The organism is Methylorubrum salsuginis (assembly GCF_900114375.1).
GTDB classification, from domain to species: domain Bacteria; phylum Pseudomonadota; class Alphaproteobacteria; order Rhizobiales; family Beijerinckiaceae; genus Methylobacterium; species Methylobacterium salsuginis.
The window spans coordinates 79,619-100,546 of the sequence record NZ_FOSV01000012.1 but is presented as its reverse complement, the minus strand read 5'-3'; the positions used below and the strand labels follow the sequence as shown (position 1 = coordinate 100,546).

The 20,928-nt window shown below is 70.2% G+C and carries 20 protein-coding genes and 1 other RNA gene; 17 read left to right on the top strand and 4 right to left on the bottom strand.

Features of this window, described 5'->3' with window-relative positions; genetic code table 11:
* Position 1: 1 nt before the first annotated feature.
* Complete coding sequence (locus BM140_RS15220; protein ID WP_091947944.1) at positions 2-1,273, bottom strand: ferredoxin:protochlorophyllide reductase (ATP-dependent) subunit N; 1,272 nt, start codon at positions 1,271-1,273, stop codon at positions 2-4.
* Complete coding sequence (gene bchF / locus BM140_RS15215; protein WP_091947941.1) at positions 1,270-1,773, bottom strand: 2-vinyl bacteriochlorophyllide hydratase; 504 nt, start codon at positions 1,771-1,773, stop codon at positions 1,270-1,272. Before bchF ends, BM140_RS15220 begins: the two co-directional genes overlap by 4 nt.
* Positions 1,774-2,028: 255 nt before the next feature.
* Here bchF and BM140_RS15210 point away from each other — a divergent pair, with 255 nt between their 5' ends.
* The 11 genes from BM140_RS15210 (at position 2,029) to BM140_RS15160 (ending at position 13,150) form a co-directional block, all read left to right on the top strand.
* Positions 2,029-2,916 carry a cobalamin B12-binding domain-containing protein gene (locus BM140_RS15210; RefSeq protein WP_091947938.1) on the top strand — a complete coding sequence of 296 codons (888 nt, stop codon included), beginning with the start codon at positions 2,029-2,031 and terminating at the stop codon, positions 2,914-2,916.
* Between the two features lie 27 nt (positions 2,917-2,943).
* Entirely contained in the window at positions 2,944-4,413 is a 1,470-nt protein-coding gene (gene ppsR / locus BM140_RS15205; RefSeq protein ID WP_091947935.1) for a transcriptional regulator PpsR, read from the top strand.
* A gap of 116 nt (positions 4,414-4,529) precedes the next feature.
* Entirely contained in the window at positions 4,530-5,417 is an 888-nt protein-coding gene (gene chlG, locus BM140_RS15200; RefSeq protein WP_091947932.1) for a chlorophyll synthase ChlG, read from the top strand.
* Positions 5,414-6,781 carry a BCD family MFS transporter gene (locus BM140_RS15195; protein ID WP_091947929.1) on the top strand — a complete coding sequence of 456 codons (1,368 nt, stop codon included), beginning with the start codon at positions 5,414-5,416 and terminating at the stop codon, positions 6,779-6,781. The genes chlG and BM140_RS15195 overlap by 4 nt, the downstream gene beginning before the upstream one ends.
* Before the next feature lie 4 nt (positions 6,782-6,785).
* Entirely contained in the window at positions 6,786-7,979 is a 1,194-nt protein-coding gene (locus tag BM140_RS15190) for a geranylgeranyl diphosphate reductase (protein WP_091947926.1), read from the top strand.
* A complete protein-coding gene (locus tag BM140_RS15185) occupies positions 7,976-8,485 on the top strand; it encodes a TspO/MBR family protein (protein ID WP_091947922.1) in 510 nt (169 codons plus the stop codon). The genes BM140_RS15190 and BM140_RS15185 overlap by 4 nt, the downstream gene beginning before the upstream one ends.
* Positions 8,475-8,750 carry a hypothetical protein gene (locus tag BM140_RS15180; RefSeq protein WP_091947919.1) on the top strand — a complete coding sequence of 92 codons (276 nt, stop codon included), beginning with the start codon at positions 8,475-8,477 and terminating at the stop codon, positions 8,748-8,750. The genes BM140_RS15185 and BM140_RS15180 overlap by 11 nt, the downstream gene beginning before the upstream one ends.
* A gap of 136 nt (positions 8,751-8,886) precedes the next feature.
* Positions 8,887-10,485, top strand: a complete 1,599-nt coding sequence (locus BM140_RS15175; RefSeq protein WP_091947915.1) for a c-type cytochrome — start codon at positions 8,887-8,889, stop codon at positions 10,483-10,485.
* 274 nt (positions 10,486-10,759) lie between these two features.
* Entirely contained in the window at positions 10,760-11,752 is a 993-nt protein-coding gene (gnd, locus tag BM140_RS15170) for a phosphogluconate dehydrogenase (NAD(+)-dependent, decarboxylating) (protein ID WP_091947912.1), read from the top strand.
* Positions 11,749-12,480: a 6-phosphogluconolactonase gene (pgl, locus tag BM140_RS15165; RefSeq protein WP_091947909.1), complete on the top strand. Its 732-nt coding sequence runs from the start codon at positions 11,749-11,751 to the stop codon at positions 12,478-12,480. The genes gnd and pgl overlap by 4 nt, the downstream gene beginning before the upstream one ends.
* Positions 12,481-12,634: 154 nt before the next feature.
* Positions 12,635-13,150: a hypothetical protein gene (locus BM140_RS15160; RefSeq protein WP_091947906.1), complete on the top strand. Its 516-nt coding sequence runs from the start codon at positions 12,635-12,637 to the stop codon at positions 13,148-13,150.
* 221 nt (positions 13,151-13,371) lie between these two features.
* On the opposite strand, the gene BM140_RS15155 is transcribed toward BM140_RS15160, so the two are convergent.
* The gene (locus BM140_RS15155; protein WP_091947903.1) at positions 13,372-13,827 is read right to left on the bottom strand and encodes a DUF5991 domain-containing protein; all 456 of its coding nucleotides are present in this window, start codon (positions 13,825-13,827) and stop codon (positions 13,372-13,374) included.
* A 195-nt stretch (positions 13,828-14,022) separates the two neighbouring features.
* Here BM140_RS15155 and ffs point away from each other — a divergent pair.
* From ffs to BM140_RS15140, 3 genes are all read left to right on the top strand, one after another.
* Positions 14,023-14,119, top strand: an RNA gene (ffs, locus tag BM140_RS15150) — signal recognition particle sRNA small type.
* A gap of 63 nt (positions 14,120-14,182) precedes the next feature.
* Entirely contained in the window at positions 14,183-16,048 is a 1,866-nt protein-coding gene (locus tag BM140_RS15145; RefSeq protein ID WP_091947897.1) for a DNA polymerase III subunit gamma/tau, read from the top strand.
* Between the two features lie 76 nt (positions 16,049-16,124).
* Complete coding sequence (locus BM140_RS15140; RefSeq protein WP_091947895.1) at positions 16,125-16,448, top strand: YbaB/EbfC family nucleoid-associated protein; 324 nt, start codon at positions 16,125-16,127, stop codon at positions 16,446-16,448.
* 247 nt (positions 16,449-16,695) lie between these two features.
* Here the strand turns inward: BM140_RS15140 and BM140_RS15135 are convergent, their stop codons facing one another.
* Positions 16,696-18,315, bottom strand: coding sequence for a phosphoenolpyruvate carboxykinase (locus BM140_RS15135; RefSeq protein WP_091947892.1), 1,620 nt, complete (start codon positions 18,313-18,315; stop codon positions 16,696-16,698).
* Between the two features lie 312 nt (positions 18,316-18,627).
* Between BM140_RS15135 and recR the strand changes: the two genes are divergently transcribed.
* The 3 genes from recR to fmt all read left to right on the top strand — a co-directional run bounded on the left by recR (position 18,628) and on the right by fmt (position 20,773).
* Positions 18,628-19,233: a recombination mediator RecR gene (gene recR / locus BM140_RS15130; protein WP_091947889.1), complete on the top strand. Its 606-nt coding sequence runs from the start codon at positions 18,628-18,630 to the stop codon at positions 19,231-19,233.
* A gap of 81 nt (positions 19,234-19,314) precedes the next feature.
* Positions 19,315-19,830 carry a peptide deformylase gene (locus BM140_RS15125; RefSeq protein WP_091947885.1) on the top strand — a complete coding sequence of 172 codons (516 nt, stop codon included), beginning with the start codon at positions 19,315-19,317 and terminating at the stop codon, positions 19,828-19,830.
* A gap of 10 nt (positions 19,831-19,840) precedes the next feature.
* Complete coding sequence (fmt, locus tag BM140_RS15120) at positions 19,841-20,773, top strand: methionyl-tRNA formyltransferase (protein WP_091947882.1); 933 nt, start codon at positions 19,841-19,843, stop codon at positions 20,771-20,773.
* Positions 20,774-20,928: the final 155 nt, after the last annotated feature.

Here is a 20,928-nt window from a genome sequence, read left to right as displayed (position 1 = left end):
GCTACACCTCGAGCTTCGCGCGGCGGTGGAGCGGGCGGGCGAACAATTCGGCGAGGTCGCCGGCTTGGTCGTAGCCCTGGATCGGGGTGAACAGCAGCTCGATCGACCACTTGGTCGAGAGCCCTTCCGCTTCGAGCGGATTGGCGAGGCCGAGCCCGCAGACGGTGAGGTCGGGCCGCGCCTCCCGACAGCGGTCGAGCCCGTCGTCGAGGCTCTGGCCCTCGACGATGGCCGTGCCGGCGGGCAGCAACTCCAGCTCGGCGGCCAGATGCGCGCGGTGCAGGTAGGGCGTTCCGACCTCGACGAGATCGGCGCCGACCTCGCGGGCGAGGAAGCGCGCCAGCGGCACTTCGAGCTGCGAATCGGGGAAGAAAAACACCCGCTTGCCGGACAGCCGCTCGCGGTAGCGCTCGAGCGCCCGGTCGGCCCGCGCGCGGCCCGGCGCGGTCACCGCCTCGAACCGGGCCGGATCGACACCGAAGGCCTCGGCGGCAGCCTTGAGCCAGAGGGTGGTGCCCTCGGCGCCCAGCGGGAACGGGGCCGGGATGCGCCGCGCGCCGCGCTCGTCGAGCGCCCGCGCCGTCGCCGTCAGGAACGGCTGGGCCAGCAGGTAGGGCGTGCCGCGGGCGACCGCCGGCATCTCGCCCGAGCGCCGCGCCGGCAGGAAGCGGGCCTGGATGCCGAGTTCCGAGAACAGCCGCCCGAACTGATCCTCGACCACGTCGGCGAGCGCGCCGACGACCAACAGCTCGTTCGAGGCGGCTTCCACCTGCGGCAGGCCGGGCACCAGGGCGTCGAGGCAGGCATCCTCGCCCTCCGTGAAGGTCGTCTCGATGCCCGAACCCGAATAGTTCAGCACGCGCACGGCCGGCGAGAGCCGCTGCGACAGTCGGAGGGCTGCCCGCGACAGGTCGAGCTTGATCACCTCGGACGGGCAGGAGCCGACGAGGAACAGCAGCTTGATGTCCGGGCGCCGCTCGATCAGCCGGGTCACGACCCGGTCGAGTTCCTCGTTCATGTCGGCGAGGCCGGCCAGATCGCGCTCGTCGATGATCGCGGTGGCGAAGCGCGGCTCGGCGAAGATCATCACGCCCGCCGCCGACTGGATCAGGTGGGCGCAGGTGCGCGAGCCGACCACGAGGAAGAACGCGTCCTGAATCTTGCGGTGCAGCCAGACGATGCCGGTGAGGCCGCAGAAGACGGCGCGCTGGCCGCGCTCGACCCGGATGTCGGGGCCGCAATCGGCGGCGGTGACGGGCGCGTGAGCGTTCATCGGGCGCCCTCCCCGACGAGCGCCATCGCGGTCGGCGATTCGAGACGGGCCGCCCGCAGCTTCAGGAGGAACTGCCCGGCATTGATCAGGTAGGTGCCGTAGGCGGCGAGCGCGAGGACGAGCAGGCCGTGCGTGTCGAGCACGCCGAAGGTCAGCGCCGCGAGATAGGCCGTGTGCAGCGCCAGCACGAGCATGCTGAACACGTCCTCCCAGTAGAAGGCCGGGGCGAACAGGTAGCGGCCGAACACGGCCTTCTCCCAGATCGAGCCCGTGACCATGATGGCGTAGAGGACCAGCGTCTTGATCACGATCGAGACGTGGGCGGCTTCCGCGCCGGCGCCGGTCGCCAGCGTCCGCACCACCAGGGCGACGCTGACCAGGAAAACCAGGAATTGCAGCGGGGCGAGCAGGCCCTGGACGAGGGTCCACGGGGAAGCGTCACGCCGGCTGCGCTCTTCGCTCGTGTAGAGTGGTCTCTGCTGGCCCTGGCGTTGCCGCATGGCGTCCGCCTCCGCTCTGCCTCGGACCCCGTCTGTGCAGGGCCTCGTCCCGAACGAAACCTAGGCCCAGCCCCGCAGAAGTGTCAATCCAGCTTGACGCTCCGGCGCGCTGACAATTGTTGGCATTGTATTCATTCGAAGGCATTGCCAACGCACGGAAGAGGCGTATCGTGAAGCCGAACACGTCCGATAAAGGGGCGCGACAGGGCATCCTGCACTAACCTGCTTGATCCGCTGCTGCCTGGGGAGAGACCCATGGGAGGCTGGAGGCATTTCGGCGAGCGCCTGGAGGTGCCTTCCGCGGCGCGGGAATGCGGCGTGGCGGAAGAGACGCTTCCGGCCTCCGCCTTCGACATCCAGCCCGATGCCGAGCGCATGCGCCGCCGGCTGGCCGGTGTCGTCGAGGCCGAGATCCTGCCTCGGCTGATGCTGGTCCACCGGGGCCGCATGGCCCCGTCGCCCGCGACCCAGGACCGCCAACCCAGCCCGGACGACATCGCTCGGCTCTGCGACCTGCTTCTGTCGCGCACCGATGGCGACCTCACCCTCCACCTGCTCCGCTTCCTCGACGAGGGCCTCTCGCTCGAAAGCGTGCTGGTCGAACTTCTGACGCCCGCCGCGCGCCATATCGGGCGCCTTTGGGAAGACGATGCCTGCGACTTCATCGAGGTCACGGTGGCGCTCGGGCGGCTCCAGGCCGTCGCCCGCGACCTGTGCGCCCGATACGGCGACGACCACGTGGAGCCGCGTGGGCGCAGCATCCTGATGCTGCCCTGCCCCGGCGAGACCCACGTGTTCTGCCTCGCGGTGCTGGCCGGCATCTTTCGCGAGTCGGGCTGGGACGTCACCACGGCCGGACAGGAAGCCGGCGTCGATCCGGCCGAGCTCGTCGCCGGCGAATGGTTCGACGTGGTCGGCCTGACGCTGTCCTGCGACGTACTTTTCCCCAGGCTTTCGCAAACCATCGCGGCGTTGCGCCAAGCTTCGCGCAATCCGTCTCTGCGAATCCTCGTCGGCGGACCGTATTTCGTGCGCCATCCCGACCACGTGAGTGTCGTCGGCGCCGACGCGACCGCCGAGGATGGGCGCCTCGCCCCCTTGATTTCCGAAAGCTTGCTTGAAATGCGGTCCCGAGCCTGTTGAAAGGACCTCTTTTCGCGCCATCACGAAGTGGTGATCTTGAGCAGCTTGGCGAGCCATCCCCCGCAGCGGCCCTCTCCGGCCCTGCAACAGGCGGCCGGCCTCCTCGACAGCGAGGCGGCCGGGCTCCTGCTTGCGGCCACGAGCGACATCTCGCTGATCGTCGGCGAGGACGGGGTGATCCAGGAGACCGCCGCCGGGGCGCTCGATCTCGAATCGGAGGACATCGCCTCCTGGCGCGGGCGCCCGTGGGTCGACACCGTCACCGTCGAGAGCCGGCCGAAGATCGACGCCCTGCTGCGTGACGCCGCCGCCGGGACGATGACCCGCTGGCGTCAGGTCAACCATCCCTCCCGCAACGGCCCGGACGTGCCCATCCGCTACGCGGGCCTGCGCCCGCGCCAGGGCGGGCCGATCATCGTCGTGGGGCAGGATCTGCGGGCGCTGGCCGGGCTGCAGCGGCGGCTCGCCGACACGCAGCAGGCGCTGGAGCGCGACTACGACCGGCTGCGCGCCGCCGAAACCCGCTACAAGCTTCTGTTCCAGCTCTCCGGCGAGCCGGTGCTGGTGGCCGATGCCGGAACGCGGCGCGTCACCGAGGCGAACCCCGCCGCCGCGCGCCTTCTCGGGCGGCCGCAGAAGCGCATCCTCGGGCAGGACGTCGCCGACCTGTTCGAGGTCTCGACCACCCGCGACATCGCCGTTCTGTTCGCGGGGCTTCGCAACGCGGGCCAGGCCGCCGATCTCGTCGTCCGACTCAGCGGGGGGCGCGGCGAGGCACGGCTCTCGGCCTCGCTGTTTCGCGGCGAAGGCTCCACCTCGATCCTGCTGCGCCTCTCGCCCCTGGCCTCGGCGCAGGCCGGCCAGCACGCGGTCGATGGCGGCGCCCTCGACGTGATTCGGCGGATGCCGGAAGCCTTCGTCGTGACCGATCCGGGCCGGCGCATCCTCACCGCCAACACCGCCTTCCTCGACCTCGTGCAGCTCGCCACCGAGGAGCAGGTGCGCGGCCAGACCATCGACCGCTGGCTCGGGCGCGAGGAAACCGAAGCGCTCGCCCTGTTCGCGACGCTCCGCGAGCACGGCTCCGTGCGCCATTTCTCCACGGTGATGCGGGGCCAATACGGGTCCGTCGAGGATGTTGAGGTCGCCGCCGTCTCGGCGCCGACGGCCGAGCAGCCCTGCCTCGGCTTCACGATCCGGGCGACGCCGCGCCGGGCCGCCCCGGTCCATGCCGGCGGGCACGATCTGCCCCGCTCCGTCGAGCAGATGACCGAACTCGTCGGCCGCGTCTCGATGAAGGCGCTGGTGCGCGAGACCACCGACCTGATCGAGAAGCTGTGCATCGAGGCGGCGCTCCGCATCACCCGGGACAACCGCGCTTCGGCCGCCGAGATGCTGGGGCTCAGCCGCCAGGGCCTCTACGCCAAGATGCGTCGCTACGGCATCGGCGACCTCGACGCCGGCGATCCGGAGCTGACCGCCGACCGCGAACCGTAGGGCGCGTCCGTAGAATTATGTTGCGTGCCGGCAAACCAAGCAGGTGTCAAGCAAAGTTGACGACCTTGGTGTAAAGTTCGCTTGACATAGGCGGGCGCGAATCCGAAGCTCCCAGCATGGCCACGCCCGCACCCAGCGCTGTCGTCGAGCTTCTCAAGCCGATCACGTGGTTCGCGCCGATGTGGGCCTTCGCCTGCGGCGTCGTATCGTCGGGTCAGGCGCCCTCGGGGCAATGGCCGGTGATCGCCGCGGGGGTTGTGCTCGCGGGGCCTCTCGTTTGCGCCACCAGTCAGGCGGCCAACGATTGGTTCGACCGCCACGTCGACGCCATCAACGAGCCGGACCGGCCGATTCCCTCCGGGCGCATCCCCGGCCGTTGGGGGTTGTACCTCGCGGCGGGCTGGACGGTGCTGTCGCTCCTCGTCGCGGCGATGCTCGGGCCGTGGATCCTCGGCGCCGCCCTGTTCGGCCTCGTGCTGGCCTGGATCTATTCCGCGCCGCCGATCCGGCTCAAGCGCAACGGCTGGTGGGGCAACGCCGCCTGCGGGCTTTGCTACGAGGGCCTGCCCTGGTTCACCGGTGCGGCCGTGATGGCCGCCGCGATGCCGGACAGCCGCGTCGTGGCGATCGCGCTCCTCTACGCCATCGGCGCCCACGGCATCATGACCCTCAACGACTTCAAGTCGATCGAGGGGGACCGGGCGCTCGGTCTGCGCTCCATTCCCGTCCAGATGGGTCCCCGCTACGCCGCCCTGTTCGCCTGCCTCGTGATGGCGCTGCCGCAGACCGTCGTGGTCTCGCTGCTGCTGAATTGGGACCGTCCCTGGCACGCCGGCGCCGTCGGCCTGCTGCTCGCCGGCCAGCTCGCCCTGATGGCCCGCTTCCTCAAGGACCCGCGGGAGCGCGCCGCCTGGTACAACGGCACCGGCACGACCCTCTACGTGGTCGGGATGCTGGTGGCGGCTTTCGCCCTGCGGCCCCTCGTGCAAGGCATCGGGCCATGAGCAGAGCCCCCGCCGCCGCCCGCCCGTCTTCGTACTCCTGGCTCCAGATCGTCCGCCTCGGCCTCGTCCAGACGGCTCTGGGTGCCGTCGTCGTGCTGATGACCTCGACGATCAACCGGGTGATGGTGGTGGAGCTGGCGCTGCCCGCGATGGTGCCGGGCGCCCTGGTGGCGCTCCACTACGCCGCTCAGGTGCTGCGCCCGCGCTGGGGCTACGGCTCGGATGTCGGGGGGCGGCGCACGAGCTGGATCGTCGGCGGCATGGCCGCGCTCTGCCTCGGCGGCTTCGGCGCCGCGGTCGCCACGGCCCTAGCCGCGACGTCGTTGACGGCCGGGCTGACGCTCGCGGTCGCCTCCTTCCTCCTCGTCGGCATGGGGGCGGGCGCGGCCGGCACCAATCTCCTCGTCCTGCTCGCCACCGGCGTCGAATCGAGCCGGCGGGGCGCGGCGGCGACCATCGTCTGGGTGATGATGATCGCGGGTTTCGCGGTCACCGCCCCGCTCGCGGGCCATTTCCTCGATCCGTTCTCGGGGCTCCGGCTGATGGCGGTCTCGGGGACGGTCTCGGCCATCGCCTTCACGGTGGCGGCACTCGCGGTGGTCGGGCTCGAACCGCGCCGCCCTCCGTCGAGCGCGCCGCAAACGCCCAGAAAGCCGTTCCGAGAGGTGCTGACACAAGTCCTCGCGGAGCCTGCGGCGCGGCGCTTCACGCTGTTCATCTTCGTCTCGATGCTCGCCTACAGCGCGCAGGAATTGATCCTCGAACCCTATGCCGGCCTCGTCTTCGCGATGACGCCCGGCGCCACCACCAAGCTCGCCGGGCTCCAGCACGGCGGCGTTCTGGCCGGCATGCTGTTCGTGGCCGGCATCACCGTCTTCATCGGCGGGCCGATTCTCGGTTCGCTCAAGCTCTGGACGGCCATCGGCTGCGGGCTCTCGGCGCTGGCGCTGGCGGCCATCGCCCTCGGCGGCCCGATCGGGCCCGACTTTCCGCTCCGGGCCGCGGTCGGAGCCCTCGGCTTCGGCAACGGCGTCTACGCGGTCGCCGCCATCGGCTCGATGATGGCGCTGGCGGGCCGCGGCGGCGAGGCCGAGCGCGGCACCCGCATGGGTGTCTGGGGCGCGGCCCAAGGCGTCGCCTTCGGCGCGGGCGGCTTCTTGGGAACACTGGCGGTCGATTGCGCCCGGCTCGTCGCGAGCGAGCCCGTCTATGCCTACGCCGCGGTCTTCGCCTGCGAGGCGGTTCTCTTCGTCGTCGCCCTGCTGATCGCGCTCCGGGTCGAGCACGCCTCCGTCGGGCGGCGCATCAACCCGCTGGCGCAGGCGGCCTCCTTCCAGCTCAATCCCGGATTCGACGCGAGGTAGCCCCATGACCCACCACGGCGCTCCCGAGACCTTCGACGTCGTGGTGGTGGGCGGCGGCCCCGCAGGCGCCACCGCGGCGACCGATCTGGCCCGCGCCGGCCGCCGCGTGCTGCTCCTCGACCGGGCGGGCCGGATCAAGCCCTGCGGCGGCGCGATCCCGCCGCGCCTGATCCGCGACTTCGCGATCCCCGACGATCTGCTGCTCGCGCGCATCCGCAGCGCCCGGATGATCGCGCCGAGCGCGCGCCACGTCGACATGCCGGTGGGCGACGGCTTCGTCGGCATGGTCGACCGGGCCCAGTTCGATCCCTGGCTGCGCGACCGCGCCCGGCTCGCCGGGGCGGCGTGCCGCGACGGCCTGTTCGAGCGCATCACCCGCGCGGAGACCGGCCTTGCTACGGTGCATTTCCGCGAGGGCAAGGACGGGCCGGAGACGCAGGTGAAGACCCGCCTCGTCATCGGCGCCGATGGCGCCGGCTCGCCGGTCGGCCGGGCCGAGATTCCGGGCCATGCTAAGATGCGGCAGGTCTTCGCCTATCACGAGATCGTCCGCAGCCCCCCGGCTGAGACCCATGACGGCACGCGCTGCGACGTCTACTATCAGGGCCGCCTCTCACCGGATTTCTACGCCTGGATCTTCCCCCACGGCGACACGATGAGCATCGGCACCGGCAGCATGCGGAAAGGGTTCTCGCTGCGCTCGGCGATCCGGGATCTCCGCGCCTCGACCGGTCTCGACGCCTGCGAGACGGTGCGCCGCGAGGGCGCGCCGATCCCGCTGAAACCCCTGAAGCGCTGGGACAACGGCCGCGACGTGCTGCTGGCGGGCGACGCGGCGGGCGTGGTCGCCCCGGCCTCGGGCGAGGGCATCTATTACGCGATGCTCGGCGGGCGGCTTTCGGCGGAAGCGGCGGAAAGCTTCCTTGCCACCGGCGACGCCAAGGCCCTGACCATGGCCCGCAAAAAGTTCATGCGGCTGCACGGGCGCGTGTTCTGGATCCTCGGGATGATGCAGTGGGTCTGGTACCGCAGCGACGGGCTGCGGGAGCGCTTCGTCTCGATCTGCAAGGACAAGGACGTCCAGCAACTCACCTGGGACGCCTACATGAACAAGGAACTGGTCCGCGCCAAACCGGCCGCGCACGCAAAAATCTTCTTCAAGGATCTGGCCCACCTGTTCCGCTGGGTCTCGCCGTGACGGAACTGCTCGCGGGCGATTGGGGCCCGCCGCTCGTCACCGCCTTCGCGGCCCTCGTCGTTGCCGTCGCCGGCGGAATGGCGACGCGCACCGACGCTTGGTACTTCGCGCTGCGCTTCCCCGCCTGGAAGCCGCCGGACTGGGCCTTCGGCCCGATCTGGACCGTCATCATCGTGCTGACGGCCACGTCCGCGGTCATGGCCTGGAACGCCGACGCGGATCCGGCCGCCCGCGCCCGGCTGGTGGTGGCGTTCGCGGTCAACAGCGTCCTCAACATCGCCTGGAGCTGGATCTTCTTCCGCCTGCGCCGGCCGGACTGGGCGCTCGCCGAAGTCGGCCTGCTATGGCTCTCCATCGTCGCGCTGGCGCTCACCGTCAGCCAAGCGTCGCTCGTCGCGGGATTGCTGAACCTGCCCTACCTCGCCTGGGTCAGCGTCGCGGCCTGCCTCAACCTCACCATCGTGCGGCTCAACCCGCCCGCCAGGGGGACTTGGGATGGGGCGTGAGATGGCCGAATGGTTCGCCAGCGGGCGCATCGTCGATGTCATCGTGTCCCTGGTGGCGCTCGAAGCGCTGCTGCTCGTGGGCGTGCGGCTGCGGTTCGGCCGTGGCCCCAGGCCCGCCGCGCTGCTCTCGAACCTCGCCTCGGGCGCGGCGCTGATGCTGGCGGTGCGGGCGGCGCTCACCGGCGCGGACTGGCCCGTCGTGGCGGCGTGGCTCCTTGCCGCGCTTTTTGCCCATCTTACGGAAATGATGATCAGATTTCGTTGAATCATCCCGCGCGGGACGGGCGGGCGTGTGTGCGAGGACTGGAACAACCGGGGCTTTGTCGCGTTGCGAGCCCGTTCCACGAACAAGAATAAGACCAAACGGGTCCGGGGTCGTCACCTTTCGGGAGACCGGGTTTATGACACGACGTACCGCACGCGGCTCCGCTTGGCTCGCCCTGGCCGCCCTGTTCACGGCCGGGCCGGCGCTGGCCCAAGGCTCCGATGCGGATCTGATCAAGCGCGGCCAATACCTCGCGACGAGCGGCGATTGCGTCGCCTGCCACACCGCGCCGGGCGGCAAACCCTATGCCGGCAATTACGGCCTCAACACCCCGATCGGCCTCATCTTCACGCCGAACCTCACGCCGGACCCCGAGACCGGCATCGGCAAGTGGAGCTACGAGACCTTCGAGAAGGCGTTCCGCCACGGCATCGGCGACGAAGGCGAATACCTGTATCCGGCCTTCCCGTTCGCTTGGTACACCAAGGTCAGCGACGAGGACACCAAGGCGATCTTCGCCTTCCTCAAGTCGCTCGATCCGGTAAACGAGAAGCGGAAGGAGAGCCAGATCCCCTTCCCGTTCAACATCCGCACCGCGCTGATCACGTGGCGCACCGCCTTCTTCTCGGAAGGCCGCTTCAAGCCCGATCCGAACGCGAGCGCCGAGGTCAATCGCGGCGCCTACCTCGTCGAGGGGCTCGGCCACTGCGGCATGTGCCACAACGAGAATAAGATCGTCGGCAATTCGAGCCTCGCGGGCAAGCTCGGCGGCGGCGTCATCGACGGGTGGTATGCCCCCAACATCACGCCGGACGGCCACCAGGGCATCGGCGCGTGGAAGGACGAGGAGGTCGTCACCTACCTCAAGACCGGCACGGCCCCGGGCAACCGCCCCGGCGTCGCCGCGGGTCCGATGCGCCAAGCCATCGAGGAATCGACCTCGAAGATGACCGACGCCGACCTCAAAGCGATCGTCGCTTACTTGCGCACGGTGCCGGCCAAGGAGACCTACAAGGCCAAGGACCTCCAGGCCTTCAACCAGCCCGGTGCGCCGGGGGCGGACGTCTACCTTACCTATTGCTCGTCCTGCCACCGGCCCGACGGCACGGGCGTACCGGGCGCGATCCCGGCGCTCGCCGGCAACACCTCGGTGCAGTCGGAAGGGCCGCAGACGGTGCTGCGGGTGATCTATGGCGGGCTCGCCGCGCAGAGCGGCCTCGCGCCGATGCCGGCGATCGGCCAGGACATGACCGAGCAGCAGGTGCGTGACGTGACCGACTACATCCGCAATTCCTGGGGCAACAAGGCGCCGGTGATGAATTCGGGCAGCGCCGTCTCCGAGGCCAAGGCCGCCACGCAGACCATGCTGTCGGGCACCGCGCCCTGCGACGCGATCGCGGATGAGGGGGTCAAGAAGGCGATCGAGAGCAACAACATCGTCGCCGACCTGAAAGGCCTGACCTCCGTCGACTTCATCCCCAAGCTCGTCACCATCGTGCCGAAGGTGAAGTCGGGCGCACCCAAGGCCAGCGACGACGACATCGTCAACGGCCTCACCACCGCCTATTGTCAGGCGGCCCGCGACGAGCCCGGCGAGCCCAAGCTGAGCTGGGCAGCCCGGATCGGGTCCTTCGCCAACCTGACCTACAGCCAGCTCAAGCATCCGGAGAAGCAGGCGAGCGCGACGCCCGGCCAGCCGCCGGCCACCGGCGCCAGCCCGATGAAGCCGCAATAGGCTCTCGTCGAGGGGAGCGATCGGCTCCGGAAAAGTTCGGATCGGGCGGAGACTCAACGGGTCTCCGCCCGATTCGTTTGGGGCACCCCCACGGGACAAGGCGGAACCGCCGGACACCGTTTCAGCGCAGCCGTGCGGGCGATGCATGGACGGCACCGGAACGCCGGCTTGGCCGATGCGTTCGAACCGGCAACGACCGTCTCTCGGGGGCGGCGCGCCGCCCCGCAACGGGACCGCCGCCGCGGGGGGCGGCCTGCTGACGGGAGTGCGTGCGATGCGAATCGGGATGATCGGCCTCGGCCGGATGGGCGGCAACATCGTCCGCCGCCTTCTGCGGGACGGCCACGAAGCCGTGGTGTTCGACCGCGATCCGGCGGCCGTGAAAGCGCTGGCCGACGAGGGCGCGACGCCCGCCGACAGCCTGGACGATCTGGTCCGAAAACTCGACGCCCCCCGCACCGCCTGGGTGATGCTCCCGGCAGGGCCCATCACCGAAGAGACGGTGGGCAAGCTCGGCGGACTGATGCAGGCCGACGACTGCATCATCGACGGTGGCAACTCCTTCTATCAGGACGACGTGCGCCGGGCCCGCGACCTCGACGCCAAGGGCATCCACTACGTCGATGTCGGCACCTCCGGCGGCGTCTGGGGGCTGGAGCGCGGCTATTGCATGATGATCGGCGGCCACAAGGAGGCCGTCGACCGGCTCGACCCGATCTTCCGCACCCTGGCGCCAGGGCTGGGCGACATCCCCCGCACCGTCGGCCGCGACGGGCGCGATCCGCGCGCCGAACTCGGCTACATCCATGCGGGACCGAGCGGGGCCGGTCACTTCGTCAAGATGATCCACAACGGCATCGAGTACGGCCTGATGCAGGCCTATGCCGAGGGCTTCGACATCCTCAAGCACGCCAATTCCGAGCAGGTACCGGAGGAGCGCCGCTTCGATCTCAATCTCGGCGACATCGCCGAGGTGTGGCGGCGCGGCAGCGTGGTCTCGTCCTGGCTGCTCGATCTGACCGCGACGGCGCTCGCGGGCAGCGAGATGCTCGAGGAGTATTCGGGCTACGTCGAGGATTCCGGCGAGGGCCGCTGGACCATCAACGCCGCCGTCGAGGAGGCGGTGCCGGCCACCGTCCTGTCGAGCGCACTCTACCGCCGCTTCCGCTCCCGCGAGGAGGCGAGCTACGCCGACAAGCTGCTCTCGGCGATGCGGCAGGGGTTCGGCGGGCACAAGGAGCCGCCGCGCCGGGGCCCGACGCCGTGATCGCCCTTCCGGCCAACACGCAGTTGATGCCCGATGCCGAGGCCACCGCCCGCGCGGCGGCCGAGCATCTCATCGACATGGTGACGACCAGCGCGGGCGAGCGCGCCGCCGTGTGTCTTTCCGGCGGCTCGACGCCCAAGCGCCTCTACGCGCTGCTCGCCTCCCCCGGCTTCGTCGAAAGGGTGCCGTGGGAGCGGGTGCACTGGTTCTTCGGCGACGACCGGGTCGTGCCGTGGAACGATCCCCTCAGCAACGTCCGCATGGTCCGCGAAGCGTTCGGCCACGCCTCACCCGTGCCGCCGACCCACTTGCATTTCATGCCCTCCGACGAGGGCGCGCAGGCCGGTGCCCACGCCTACGAGGCGACGCTGAAGGACTTTTACGGCGCCGACCGGCTCGATCCGGCCCGCCCCCTGTTCGACCTCGTCCTGCTCGGCCTCGGCAGCGACGGCCACACCGCCTCGCTGTTTCCGGGCAAGTCCGCCTTGCAGGAGCGCGAAGCCTGGGTGGCCCCGGTGGCGGAAGCCGGGATGGAACCCTTCGTGCCCCGCATCACCCTCACCTTCCCGACCTTGGCTTCTGCCCGCTCGGTGCTGTTCCTCGTCAACGGCGCGGGCAAGCGCGATCCGCTGACACGACTCGCTTCCGGCGAAGAACTCCCGGCGGCACGCGCGACCAGCGCCGGCAGCCTGACCTGGTTCATCGACCGCGAGGCGGCGGACGCCTGATGGCGCCGACGCGGTCGAGACGGAAGACGGCAGATCATCCGCTTTCCCGCGCAAAGACTGCGATCGCGACGGCAAAAGGTTGCCCTCGCCGCAATTTCGCCGCAGCCTTTTCCGGTGTGTTAAGGTCGTGGCCGACGGAGCGGGAGGGGGTGTCGTGTCGGGAAGTGAGTTCGTCGTCGAGCCGGATCGGTGGTCGCTGACGCGGCGCCAGACCTCTGCGGTGCGCGGCCCTCTCAAGATCCTGCCGCACCGTCGCACCCTGCCGCTCTGGCCGCTCGGCCTCGGTGTCGCCGGCCTGTCCCTGGCGCTCGCCTTCACCCTGGCCTCTCGCCCGGCCCCGGCCCCCGCTCCCGCCGAACCCGCTCCATCGTCGAGAGTCGAGGCGCTGCCGATGCCGCGTGTGGTGGGCGCGGCCCAAGTTCCGGTTCCGGTCGCCGTCCCCTCTCCGACGGAAACCCCGACCGCGGAGCCGCGGGTGACGGCCGAGGCGGCGACGCCGCCTTCACCCGCTCCGCAGCCCGCAGCCCCGGCTCTGGATGTCGGCCAGATCCCTGTGCTGCAACTCGACGCCGCCGCCTTCGAGGCACCGCTCGTCCCCGAGACGACGCCGCGCGGGCCGGCCAAGCCGCCCGCGCGCCACCCCGCGCCCCACCTCGCCGGCCAGCCTTGAGGCCGATCCTTTCGCCTCGTCACCGATGGGCCGTAGGTTCCCTCCCTGAGATCCGCACGGCAAACGATTGAAGCGTTCAGACCGATCGTGGATCGCCGCGCCGCTCAAGCGAGGCGGACTTCGAGGATGGCGGTCGCGGTCGCATCCGGAACAACGAACGGGAAGCATCCGCCCGAAAGGTGGGACCCGGCTTTCGGAAAAAGCCGATTTGGCCCCGCAGCCTAGCGAACTTTCGAAAAGAACGCGCCGTTCTGCGAAACGCTCTCGCCGTCCGGCTCCAGCGCTTGCCAGCGGGTCAGCAATCCGGCGCCATCGGCCCGCGAGAGCGTGAACAGCGGCTCGCCCGGCTTGTAGACCGCCACCCCGTATTTGTTGACCGTGCGGCCGTCCTCGTAGCGGTGGAAGTTCACCGTGAGGTTCGGGCCCTCGGCCCTCGTCTGGCAGACGATCCGCTCGTCGGTCTGGAAGCCGCGGGCCGTGAACAGGCAACCGCCGCGGGCCCCTGCCGGACCGAGGGCGAGTTCGTAGGTGACGTGGACGGAGGAGCCGCCTTCGGTGAGGCCGGCATCGTGCTCGTAGCGGTAGCGTCCCTGCCACTCCGGGGCCATCGCCTGGGCCGGCAGCGTCGCCAGCAGCGGCATGGCCGCGAGGCAAGCCTGGATTGTCGTGATCCGCAAAAGCGCCTCCCTGGTGCCGGGACCATGACCAGGGACGGCCGCACACGCAACCGGCACGCCGTGTTGAATATCGTATACGGGAGGTGGTGCCGGTTCAGCGGATCGCATCGGCTTTTCGGAACGCCGGAGGCCGCCGTGCGAGGGGATTCGCGAGTCCGCTTGCATCGAGCCGCGCGGGCCGTCATATACGGCGTCGGGAGGTTGGCGAGGGACGTTTCACTCGCCAACCGGGTCAGGTCCGGAAGGAAGCAGCCCTAACGAGACCGAGCGGGTCTTTGTCCAGCCTCCCACCTTCGCCGCCTCCGCGTCCCGCGGGGGCTTGGCGGCCGGCCTTCCCAAAAATCCGATTGGCGGCATGGACGAGACGCACGGCACGCTCCCCGACGCGCCGGGCCTGCCCGGCATGCCCGCTTCTGCCGCGCCCTACCGGGTGCTGGCGCGCAAATACCGCCCCCAGACCTTCGACGACCTGATCGGCCAGGGCGCCATGGTGCGCACGCTGGCCAATGCGTTCGCGGCCAACCGTATCCCCCAGGCCTGGATGCTCACCGGCGTGCGCGGCGTCGGCAAGACCACGACCGCCCGCATCCTGGCCCGCGGCCTCAACTACGTCCGCGACGGCCATCCCGATACGGGGCCGACCGTGTCGATGCCCGAACTCGGGCGCCATTGCCGGGCGATCATGGAATCCCGGCACATGGACGTGCTGGAGATGGACGCCGCCTCGCATACCGGCATCGACGACGTGCGCGGCATCATCGACGGCATCCGCTATTCGCCCACGGAGGCCCGCTACAAGGTCTACATCGTCGACGAGGTCCACATGCTCTCGGAGAAGGCGTTCAACGCCTTCCTGAAGACGCTGGAGGAGCCGCCGCCCCATGCCAAATTCGTGTTCGCGACGACCGAGATCCGGAAAGTGCCGGTCACGATCCTGTCGCGCTGCCAGCGGTTCGACCTGCGTCGGGTCGAGGCCGAGACGCTCTCGGCCCATCTGAAGAAGATCTGCGCGGCGGAAGGCGTGAACGCCGAGGCCGAGGCGCTCGCCGCCGTCACCCGGGCGGCGGAAGGCTCGGTGCGCGACGCGCTCTCGTTGCTCGATCAGGCCATCGCCCACGGTGCCGGCACGGTGAGCGCGCAAAGCGTGCGCGACATGCTGGGGCTCGCCGACCGCGCCCGCATCGTCGATCTGTTCGAGGCGGTGATGCGCGGCGACGTGCCCGCCGCCTTCGCCGAGTTGCGGGCGCAATACGATGCCGGCGCCGACCCGGCGGTGGTGCTCTCGGATCTCGCCGGCTTCACGCATCTCGTCACCCGCCTGAAGATCGTGCCGGACGCCGCCGCCGACCCGACCCTGAGCGAGGCCGAGCGGGTGCGCGGTGGAGAGTTCGCCGCGCGTCTGCCGGTGCGGGCCCTGTCGCGGGCGTGGCAGATTCTGCTGAAAGCGCTCCCCGAGGTGCAGGCCGCGCCCCGGCCGCTGCCGGCGGCCGAGATGGTCATCGTGCGCCTCGCCTACGCCGCCGACCTGCCGACACCGGACGAGGCGCTGCGCCGTCTGCGCAGCGACGAGTCTTCTTCTTCCGTCGGCTCAGGCCCGCAGGGCTCCGGCGGCTCGTTCTCCGGCGGCTCGGGCGCGCGGGGCTCCGCGGCGCTCGCCCGCGAGAGCGCGCCGCTTGCCGCATCGCCGGCCCCCGCGCTTCCGCGCCCGGTGCTCGCCTCGGCCAACCCTGCCCCGGAAGCCGCCCGCCCGACGGCCGCCGCAGCGCCCCCCGGCCCGCGGCTCGGGCGGTTCGAGGACGTGGTGGCCCAGGCCGAAGCGCGGCGCGACATCGCCCTGAAGGTGGCGCTGGAGCGCGACGTCCATCTCGTGCGTTTCGAGGAGGGTCGGATCGAGTTCCGCCTCGCCGCCGGCGGCCGGCCGAGCCTCGCCAACGACCTCGCCCGGGCGCTCGACGAGTGGACCGGCCGGCGCTGGATCGTGGCGCTCTCGAAGGACGAGGGCGGGCCGACCCTGGAGCAGACCTCCCGGGCCGCCGAGCAGACCCGTCACGACAACGCCGCCGCCCATCCGCTGGTGCGGGAGGTGATGGCGCGCTTCCCCGGCGCGCAGATCGTCGACGTGCGCGACAAGGCGGCGGCCGATGTGGGCCCCGCGACGGGCGTAGCGGCCGCCACCGGCCCGGTCGAGGCGGTGCCCGAGGAGCCCGAGGACGAGGCGTAGCCCTGGCGGCAGCGCACCGCGGCACCTAAGTCAGAGAGCGACATTCTTCCAAAAATACGACCGGAGCGGACCCGTCATGCGCGACCTCATGGGCATCATGAAGCAGGCCCAGGCCATGCAGGAGAAGATGGCTTCGCTCCAAACCGAGCTCGATTCGGTCGAGGTCCGCGGCGCCTTGGGGGGCGACGCCGTGAGCGTGCGGATGACCGCCAAGGGACAGGTGCTCGGCGTCACGATCGACCCGAGCCTGATGATCGCCGACGAGCGCGAGATCCTCGAAGACCTGATCGTCGCCGCCTGCAACGACGCCCGCGCCAAAGCCGAGGCGACCGCGCAGGAGCGCATGGCCGAACTGACCAAGGGCCTGCCGCTGCCGCCCGGCATGAAGCTGCCGTTTTAAGGGCAGGCCGAGGGCAGCTTTCCCCAGCCTCGGCGACCGGAATCCAAACCATGTTAAGGCGTGGGCGCGCGCTTGGCGGCATGGTCCGCTCCGCCGGGCCGACCTTGCCCCCCATTGCGGTCCGGCAGGTCCCGTCGGCCTGAATCCTGGCCGGCGGGACCGTCCTTGCGGACTCTTGCGGATGCCCGTCCGTCGCGAGCCAAGCCCTGCCCGCCGAGAGGAGCGGCAGGGCTTCGTTTTTTTAGTCTCAGGCCGCGATCGGAGCCGCCACCGGCTCGGCGGCGCGCACGTCGGCATCGACGTGGCTCTCGAAGCGCTTGAAGTTCTCGCGGAACATCGTGACCAGCCGGGTCGCCGTCTCGGCGAAGGCAGTCTTGTTGGTCCAGGTCTCGACCGGCGAGAGCACCTGCGCCTCGACGCCCGGCACCTCCACCGGCACCGCGAAGCCGAAATACGGGTCGCGGCGGAATTCGACCTGCGACAGCGACCCGTCCAGCGCCGCCGACAGCAGGCGGCGCGTCACCCGGATCGGCATGCGCCGCCCGGTGCCGACCCCGCCGCCGGTCCAGCCGGTGTTGACGAGCCAGCAATCGACGCCGTGCTCGGCGATCAGGTCGCGCAGCAGGTTGCCGTAGACGCTCGGATGGCGCGGCATGAACGGCGCCCCGAAGCAGGTAGAGAAGGTCGCCTCCGGCGCGGTGAGCCCGCGCTCGGTGCCGGCCACCTTAGCGGTGTAGCCCGACAGGAAATGGTACATCGCCTCGGCGCCCGAGAGCTTGGCGATCGGCGGCATCACGCCGAAGGCGTCGCAGGTCAGCATCACGATGTTCTTCGGATGGCCCGCCCGGCCCGTGGCGCTGGCATTGGCGATGAAGTCGAGCGGATAGGCGCAGCGGGTGTTCTCGGTGAGCGAGGCGTCGTCGAAATCCGGCGCGCGGGTCTGCGGATCGATCACCACGTTCTCCATCACCGTGCCGAAGCGTTCGGTGGTGGCGTAGATCTCCGGCTCGGCATTGCGCGAGAGGCGGATGGTCTTGGCGTAGCAGCCGCCCTCGAAGTTGAAGATGCCGTCCTTGCCCCAGCCGTGCTCGTCGTCGCCGATCAGTTTTCGCGATGAATCGTTCGAGAGCGTCGTCTTGCCGGTGCCCGAGAGGCCGAAGAACAGGGCCGAGTCGCCCGTCTCGTCGAGCGCCGCGTTGGCCGAGCAGTGCATCGGCATCACGCCCGCGCCGGGGAGCACGTAGTTCAGGTACGTGAAGACCGACTTCTTCATCTCGCCGGCATAGGCCGAGCCGCCGATCAGCACGATCTTCTGGGCGAAATCGATGGCGATCACGGTCTTGGAGCGGCAGCCGTGGCGGGCCGGGTCGGCCTGGAAGCTCGGCAGGTCGATGATGGTCAGTTCAGGCACGTAAGAGGCCAGCGCGTCGCGCTCGGGCCGGATCAGCAGGTTGCGGATGAACAGCGAATGCCACGCGAACTCGGTGTAGACGCGGGCGCGCACTCGGTGGGCCGGATCGGCGCCGCCGAAGAGGTCCTGGGCGAACAGCTCCTTGCCTTTCGCGTGGGCGCGAAAATCTTCCAACAGGGTGGTGAACTGCTCGCGGGTGATCGAGCCGTTGTTGTCCCACCAGATCTCGTTCTCGGTGGTGGCGTCGCGGACCACGTACTTGTCCTTGGGCGAGCGGCCGGTGTGGCTGCCGGTGGTGGCCACCAGCGCGCCGCCGCGAGCGAGCTGCGCCTCGCCGCGCTTCAGCGATTCCTCATAGAGGCGCGGCGCCTCGAGGTTCCAGTGCACCGCCTTGAGGTCGGTGAGGCCGATCGCCTCCGGGCCGTGGGCCGCGTTGAACTCGCCGATATGGGTCACGGTCTGTCTCCTGGAGCGGCCCTGATCGCGGTCGACGGCGCCGTTGCCGGTGCCGGAAGTCTCGTCTCGCGGGGCCGTCCGTGCGGTCGTTCAGGGCCGCCGCACGCCGGTTCGCCGGCCCGCCCCTGCAAATGGGCCGATCACCGGCTTGGCCGTCAACTAAACTTTAGGTCAGAACCAAATTTTTCTTGTGTCCAGGCCTCGGCACGGCAGATCCGTCCTGTGGCTTCGCCGAACGGGCAAAACCGGCCGAGAAGGATTATGTGAGGGTCGGCGCCCGCCGCTTTTCCTCGGACACCTTCGAAGCACCGCATGCCCCAAGCCGTCGCCGGCCCGGAGATCGAGCGCCTGATCCAGCTTCTCGGGCGCATGCCGGGCCTCGGCCCCCGCTCGGCCCGGCGAGCCGCGTTGCAGCTGATCAAGAAGCGCGAGACGCTTCTGGCGCCGCTGGCCGACGCCATGCGGGTCGCCGCCGAGCGGATCGTCGTCTGCCAGTCTTGCGGCAACGTCGATACCCGCGATCCCTGCACGATCTGCGCCGATCACAGCCGCGACCCGACCCTGCTGGTCGTGGTCGAGGACGTGTCCGACCTCTGGGCGCTGGAGCGCTCCGGCGCGGTCAAGGCCCGCTACCATGTCCTCGGGGGCGTGCTCTCGGCACTGGACGGCGTGCGCCCGGAGCACCTGAACATCGCACGCCTCGTCGAGCGGGCGGCCGAACCGGAGGTGAAGGAGATCATCCTGGCGCTCAACGCCACCGTCGATGGCCAGACCACGGCGCATTACGTCACCGAATCGCTCAAACCCCTCGGGCTCACGATCACGCGGCTCGCCCACGGCGTGCCGGTGGGCGGCGAACTCGATTATCTCGACGAGGGCACGCTCACGGCGGCGATCCGCAGCCGCACCGCCTTCTGACGGTCATTTGACCGCCCCCGCGCCGCCGCCTATCTGCGGAAGGGCGCACCGCTTTTCCCGTTCCCGACCCCGACCGAGCCCATGACCGTCCGCCCCCTCGTCATCCTACCCGACGCGCAGCTTCGCCTCGTCTCCGAGCCGGTCACCGCGGTGACGGACGAGATCCGGACGCTCGCCGCCGACATGATCGAGACGATGTACGACGCCCCCGGCGTCGGGCTCGCGGCGGTGCAGATCGGCGTGCTGAAGCGCGTCGTTACCATCGACGCCTCGAAGGACGAGAACGCCAAGAACCCGACCGTCTATCTCAACCCGGAGATCGTCTGGTCGTCGGAAGAGAAGCGGGTCTACGACGAGGGCTGCCTGTCGATCCCCGACTTCTACGGCGAGGTCGAGCGGCCGGACCGCGTGCGGGTGCGCTACATGAATCTCGACGGCGCGACCGTGGAGCAGGAGGCCGACGGGCTGCTGGCCACCTGCCTCCAGCACGAGATCGACCATCTCAACGGCGTGCTGTTCATCGACCACCTCTCGAAGCTCAAGCGCGACCGGGTGATGAAGAAGTTCGTCAAGGCCGCCAAGCGCGACGCGGCTTAGGGTTTTACCGATGCGCGTCGTCTTCATGGGCACGCCGGACTTCGCCGTGCCGACGCTGGCGCGCCTCCACGCCGACGGGCACGCGATCGTCGCGGTCTACACCCGCGCGCCTGCCAAGGCCGGACGCGGCATGGCTTTGCGGCCCTCCCCGGTCCATGCCCGCGCCGAGGGCTTGGGCCTACCGGTGCTGACGCCCGCGACGCTCAAAAGCGACGAGGCCGCCGAGACGTTTGCCGCACACGGGGCGGATGTGGCGGTCGTCGTCGCCTACGGGATGCTGCTCCCCCAACGCATCCTCGACCTGCCGCGCCACGGCTGCCTCAACCTCCACGGCTCGCTTCTGCCGCGCTGGCGCGGTGCGGCGCCGATCCAGCGGGCCGTGATGGCCGGCGACTCGATGAGCGGCGTCGGGGTGATGCGGATGGAAGCCGGGCTCGATACCGGCCCCGTGGCGACGGAAGCGCGGGTGCCGATCCCGGAGGGCATGACCGCGGGCGAGTTGCACGATGCGCTGATGCCGGTGGGCGCCGACCTGATGGGGCAGGCCCTGACCCGGCTCGAGGCCGAGGGCCTCACCTTCCTGCCGCAGGCTGCCGACGGGGTGGTCTACGCCCACAAGATCACCAACGAGGAAGCCCGTATCGACTGGTCGCGGCCCGCCGCGGAGGTGGCGCGCCACATCAACGGGTTGTCGCCTTTCCCGGGCGCGTACTTTGAGGCCGATCTCGGCAAGGGCGTGGAGCGGGTGAAGGTCTTGCGCGCGCTCGCTGCCGAAGGTTTTTTCGGGGTTCCGGGCACGCTGCTCGACGCAGCCTGCACCGTTGCCTGCGGGTCGGGCGCGGTGCGCCTGCTCGAACTGCGCCGGGCCGGCAAGGGCGGCGTTGCCAGCGGCGAGGAGTTTTTACGCGGGGCTCGGCTGCAAGTCGGGGCGACCTTCGCGTGAAGACCGCGCGGCCCTTCCCTCCCCCCTCCGCGGGAGAGGGTGGCCCCCGAAGGGGGTCGGGAGAGGGGAGCGACGGCGCCGCTTGGCCTCAATCGACAGTGAAATCTCCGGCACCGTCGCTCCCCTCTCCCGCCTGCTCCGCAGGCACCCTCCCC

What these genes read in the sequence shown, in the direction of transcription:
- BM140_RS15175 (WP_091947915.1), top strand. Translation starts at nt 8,887, where the DNA reads ATGACACGACGTACCGCACGCGGCTCCGCTTGGCTCGCCCTGGCCGCC.
- BM140_RS15145 (WP_091947897.1), top strand. Translation starts at nt 14,183, where the DNA reads ATGGACGAGACGCACGGCACGCTCCCCGACGCGCCGGGCCTGCCCGGC.
- BM140_RS15190 (WP_091947926.1), top strand. Translation starts at nt 6,786, where the DNA reads ATGACCCACCACGGCGCTCCCGAGACCTTCGACGTCGTGGTGGTGGGC.
- BM140_RS15195 (WP_091947929.1), top strand. Translation starts at nt 5,414, where the DNA reads ATGAGCAGAGCCCCCGCCGCCGCCCGCCCGTCTTCGTACTCCTGGCTC.
- BM140_RS15220 (WP_091947944.1), bottom strand. Translation starts at nt 1,273, where the DNA reads ATGAACGCTCACGCGCCCGTCACCGCCGCCGATTGCGGCCCCGACATC.
- recR (WP_091947889.1), top strand. Translation starts at nt 18,628, where the DNA reads ATGCCCCAAGCCGTCGCCGGCCCGGAGATCGAGCGCCTGATCCAGCTT.
- BM140_RS15180 (WP_091947919.1), top strand. Translation starts at nt 8,475, where the DNA reads ATGGGGCGTGAGATGGCCGAATGGTTCGCCAGCGGGCGCATCGTCGAT.
- chlG (WP_091947932.1), top strand. Translation starts at nt 4,530, where the DNA reads ATGGCCACGCCCGCACCCAGCGCTGTCGTCGAGCTTCTCAAGCCGATC.
- BM140_RS15210 (WP_091947938.1), top strand. Translation starts at nt 2,029, where the DNA reads ATGGGAGGCTGGAGGCATTTCGGCGAGCGCCTGGAGGTGCCTTCCGCG.
- bchF (WP_091947941.1), bottom strand. Translation starts at nt 1,773, where the DNA reads ATGCGGCAACGCCAGGGCCAGCAGAGACCACTCTACACGAGCGAAGAG.
- gnd (WP_091947912.1), top strand. Translation starts at nt 10,760, where the DNA reads ATGCGAATCGGGATGATCGGCCTCGGCCGGATGGGCGGCAACATCGTC.
- fmt (WP_091947882.1), top strand. Translation starts at nt 19,841, where the DNA reads ATGCGCGTCGTCTTCATGGGCACGCCGGACTTCGCCGTGCCGACGCTG.
- BM140_RS15140 (WP_091947895.1), top strand. Translation starts at nt 16,125, where the DNA reads ATGCGCGACCTCATGGGCATCATGAAGCAGGCCCAGGCCATGCAGGAG.
- BM140_RS15125 (WP_091947885.1), top strand. Translation starts at nt 19,315, where the DNA reads ATGACCGTCCGCCCCCTCGTCATCCTACCCGACGCGCAGCTTCGCCTC.